This is a genomic window from Mesorhizobium sp. M2D.F.Ca.ET.226.01.1.1 (genome assembly GCF_004022705.2).
Taxonomy (GTDB): domain Bacteria; phylum Pseudomonadota; class Alphaproteobacteria; order Rhizobiales; family Rhizobiaceae; genus Mesorhizobium.
In genome coordinates, this window is the sequence record NZ_RZOY02000032.1 from 1 (window position 1) to 4,475 (window position 4,475).

Annotated in this window: 1 protein-coding gene and 4 pseudogenes; 2 read left to right on the forward strand and 3 right to left on the reverse strand. The window is 61.5% G+C overall.

All coding sequences use genetic code 11. The annotated features are described in order from the left end of the window. Positions 1–118: 118 nt before the first annotated feature. Positions 119–535 (reverse strand): annotated as a pseudogene (locus tag EN869_RS33560) (IS481 family transposase); the annotation flags it as partial. Positions 536–611: 76 nt separating this feature from the next. On the opposite strand from EN869_RS33560, the pseudogene EN869_RS33565 reads away from it, so the two are divergent. Further along, positions 612–1,621: pseudogene (locus tag EN869_RS33565) on the forward strand (IS256 family transposase); the annotation flags it as partial. Positions 1,622–2,064: 443 nt separating this feature from the next. On the opposite strand, the gene EN869_RS33570 reads toward EN869_RS33565, so the two are convergent. Next, positions 2,065–3,051, reverse strand: a complete 987-nt coding sequence (locus EN869_RS33570) for an IS110 family transposase (protein ID WP_348628729.1) — start codon at positions 3,049–3,051, stop codon at positions 2,065–2,067. A gap of 261 nt (positions 3,052–3,312) precedes the next feature. Between EN869_RS33570 and EN869_RS33575 the strand changes: the two are divergent. Continuing rightward, a pseudogene (locus EN869_RS33575) lies at positions 3,313–3,515 on the forward strand (transposase); the annotation flags it as partial. Between the two features lie 37 nt (positions 3,516–3,552). On the opposite strand, the pseudogene EN869_RS33580 reads toward EN869_RS33575, so the two are convergent. Next, positions 3,553–3,705, reverse strand: a pseudogene (locus EN869_RS33580) (IS481 family transposase); the annotation flags it as partial. Positions 3,706–4,475 lie beyond the last annotated feature (770 nt).

Below are 4,475 nucleotides of genomic sequence, written 5' to 3' on the forward strand. Positions count from 1 at the left end.
TTTCCCTTGCCGGTGGAAGCCGCCTGGTTCGACGACTTGACCAACGTCACGCAGCAAGGGCATGCTGACGAACAGAGAGACCTTGACTGCAGGCTCCATTTCGTTCCGCGCTTAGGACGTTGTCGGTGAGGACGGCGTGGATCTTGTAGGGAACGGCCGCGATCAGGCGCAGCAGGAAGTCTCTCGATATGGCGGTGGTGGCCGTTTCCACGAAGGGGAACTTCGAGGTGCGATCAATGGCGACGAACATGTGCAGCTTGCCCTGTTCGGTGCGCACCTCGGCGACGTCGATGTGGAAGTAGCCGATCGGATGGCTCTTGAACTTCTTCTTCGCCGGCTTGTCACCTTCTACGTCCGCAGGCGGCTGATGCCGTGGCGCTGCAGGCAGCGATGCAGTGACGAGCGCGTCGTGTGGGATCGTCGCTTGTAAGGCGTAGAGGCAGTCATCGAGTGGCAACAGAGTGTAGCGCCGGAAGGGGACGATGACGGCCTCCTCCTCGGGCAAGAGCACCGTCGATCTAGGCTCTCTCGGACCGGTCGGCACATCGTCCACGGGACTGTCAGGAATTCTGTGCGCGAGGCCATGATGATGGAAAGGAGAGAATCATCACATGGCTATCGAGAAGGAACTTCTGGACCAACTGCTTGCCGGCCGCGATCCGAATGAGGTGTTTGCCAAGGACGGATTGCTCGACGACCTGAGGCGCTTTCGGAACGGATTCTGAACGCTGAACTCGACGAGCACCTCGAGGACGACCGCACCGACGGCAGCGCCAATCGCCGCAACGGCCATTCGAGGAAGTCGGTTCTGACGGGCACGTCGAAGATGACGCTGTCGATCCCGCGCGACCGGGCCGGGATCTTCGATCCGAAGCTGATCGCCAAATACCAGCGCCGCTTTCCCGATTTCGACGACAAGATCATCTCCATGTAGGCGCGCGGCATGACGGTGCGCGAGATCCGCGGCCATCTGGAGGAGCTCTACGGCATCGACGTGTCGCCGGAACTGATCTCGGCCGTCACCGACGCCGTCCTGGAGGAAGTGGCCGAGTGGCAGAACCGCCCGCTGGATGCGATCTATCCGCTCGTCTTCTTCGATGCGATCCGGGTCAAGATCAGGGACGAGGGCTTCGTGCGCAACAAGGCCGTCTACATCGCGCTCGGCATCCTGCCGGACGGCACGAAGGAGATCCTCGGCATTTGGATCGAGCAGACCGAGGGCGCCAAGTTCTGGCTGCGCGTCATGAACGAGCTGAAGAGCCGTGGCGTCGCCGACGTCTTGATCGCCGTCGTCGACGGCCTGAAGGGCTTCCCCGAGGCGATCAACGCCGTCTTCCCCCAGACCGTGGTCCAAACCTGCATCGTGCATCTGATCCGCCATTCGCTGGAGTTCGTGTCGTGGAAGGATCGCAAGCCGGTCGTGCCGGCGCTGCGCGCGATCTACCGGGCAAAGGATGCCGAAGCCGGCATGAAGGCCCTGGAGGAATTCGAAGCCGGCTACTGGGGCCAGCGGTATCCGGCGATCACCCAGAGCTGGCGGCGCAACTGGCAACACGTGGTGCCGTTCTTCGCCTTCCCCGAAAGCGTGCGCCGGATCATCTACACCACGGATGACATCGACAAGCGTGATTTCGGCTTTCTCGACTCCTGTGCGTTTATTTGTTCGGCTCAGGTGAGCGTGTTTCTTCGTCCCGGCCCACAGGATTTCCCATGCGAGCGTGTCGAGACGCAGTCAAGGCTGGCCGGTGCGATGGCGCCATGGCCGGCTGCGAGGTTTCCAGGCCACGCCTTGACTGCGTCGAGCACGGCGCCTTTCTGGAGTGGACCGGGGCGATGACTGTCGCACCGGGATATTTGCTTATGTTATGTTCGCCTGGCACGGACGACCACGTGGCAAAGAGCGGCGTGAGAGGATGAGAGCGCCGCCGCGCAGCCGTTATAGTCGTTCCTCGTTTGTGGCGTCCGTGCGCCGCTTCGGCCCTAGTGACCGCCAATGCCGAACCATCAGCTCGTAGGCACGTTCGGCATTCTCGGCCGCGGCTTTCTCGCTGTTTCGCAACTCCTTCACGTTGTAGGCGTAAGCCGAACCGCGGCGACCGACACCGCGCTCGCCCGGCGCGCCAGCCTTGAGAGCGAGCTGCCTCTGCTTTGCCGCCACCAGCGCCGGCGAGCCCAGAAGTAGTCCTGCTCCTTTGTCAGCAGATGCCAGATCAACACGGCGAGCTTGCGGGCGAGCGCCACGGCTGCGACCTGATGGCCGCGCTTGTTGCGGATGCGCAGGAAGAAAGCCCTGAGCGGTCCGGGCGCCTTCGCCGCCGCCCAGGCGGCCTCGACCAGCATGGCGCGGGCATGGGAACGCCCATGTTTGCTGATCCGGCCATATTGCGCCAAGCCAAGACCGGATTGACGCACACGAGGATTGAGGCCGAAGTAGCTCACCAGCTTCTGCGGTTCGCGGAACCGCCGGATGTCGCCGACGGCGGCGATGATACCGCTCGCGACGATGGCATTGACGCCGGTGATCGTCTGAAGACGCCGGACTTGCACATCATCAACCGCTTCCCGGGCGATCTCCCGATCGAGGTCAGCCAGATCCTCGGCCAGGCGGTCGATCTCGCGGATGTGGCGAGCGATAGCGGCCCGCTCGTCGTCGGGAAGCACCTGCCGCTCGAGCCAGGCGCGACCCCGACGGTTGAACAGATCGGCATGCGGGCACTTCGGCACGAGGTGCGCCTGCAGGAATCCATGCACCTCGTTCTTCACGCGCGTGCGATGCCGCACGACCTGGTTGCGCCGCGTGACGAAGCGGCGAAGCCGCTCCGTCCGCTCATCGGGAACCCAGACCGCCGGCAGAAAACCGCTGGCAATAGGGCGACAGAACCCGCACCACTGCCATGGCGTTGCCCGTAGCTTCGACGACAACCTCATCCATTCGTCGCAACTGCGGCCGAAGCCTTCCAGTCCCGAGCGGGTCATGTCGACCCGTCCGTGATGGCGCAGTTGGCCATCTTCCCAAACCACCACCTCCGCAAAGGTGCGGTGGATGTCCATCCCAATCACGCGTCTCATCGGCTCCTCCTCAAACAGTCGGGAGCCGGCGGGCGACGCGACACCTACGGATCCGCGCTCTCGGCGCAACCGGGCAGGTCGCAGGGGCGGCCAGCTACTAACGCGAGCTCGCAGCTCATCGAATACATCGGCCTGCCCGTACTTGGCGTGCTCCCGGTGCCCCTGTCCCGGATGGTCGCACCATACGCCGAAAGCCTTTCATCTCAGCGGGGATCAGGTGGCACCGTCATGACCATACCGGTTACGAACGCGATCGAGGCGCTGAACTCGAAACTGCGCCGCGCCGTCCGCACCCGAGGCCATTTCCCCAATGACGACGCGGCAATGAAACTGTTATATCTGGTCCTGAACCACGCGCCAAGGATTGGAAACGACCTCCGCGCGAGTGGTTCGAGGCCAAAACCCAGTTCGCCGTCGTCTTCGGCGAAAAGTTCGTCAGCCAATGACGAAACCGGCCTCGCGCACAGAATTCCTGACAGTCCCATCGGCCACCGAGGTCCGTTCCCGCCATTTGGCAACAGTCTTCTGGTTGATCCCGTACCGCTTCGCCAGCGCTCTCAGGCTCTCTTGACTATGCTGTATCGCTCGACGAACCGCCTCTGTCGTCGTGGCGCTCCCATGAAGAACCTGGCCCATAGCGCATCCTTTGATTCGGACGATGATGAACCATCAAAATCTGGGATCAAACATCTAGTTGGCCAGCCAATGGGCAAGATCGCACCGCACTTCGGAGAGGCAGTGCGGTCATACGTCCACTGCAGTAGTTTCGCAGTTTGCAGGAAATGCACTAGCATTATCATACCGCCTACACTCGCTTCTCGCCGAGGTGGCGGTGCCGCCACATCGTGGCCAGCGGCAAGCCACCAGATCTGGCAGTTACTAAAAAACGTTGAGAGACTATCTTCGACTCCTGTCAACGAACAACGGAGCACAAAACCCCGGCCACGCACGCGATATGAAGATGATTTGCCGTGCCGGCGGCCTGCGAACCGGCTGAACCGATTGACCCCAGAGCATGCAGCCTTTCCCGAAGGATCCGAATTGATTTTCCGGGAGTGGTGTCTGCCCACCGGGCAGAGACCGGCGGCCAAGGTAGAACGCCGCCCTAATCCACTTTTGCGGCTGTGATACAAACGAAATAGATTGATTGTGAGCGGTCGAAGAGAGGCAGCCCTTAAGCAGGTTCAAGATGTTAACCCAATGAAACTAATATTTCATAGGCTTGGACTTCACTCACACGGCCATCTCACTGCGAGATGTTAACAATACACAAACTGTGTTTGACGCAAACCACCCGGCAGTTGACCATCTAAGCACAACGACGGGAGCGGAGGAGAGGTAATGGCGAACACTCAGTCGAGCTTGGCGCCCGGGCTTCCTTTTAGCGAGGCGGAGTATAACCGTCG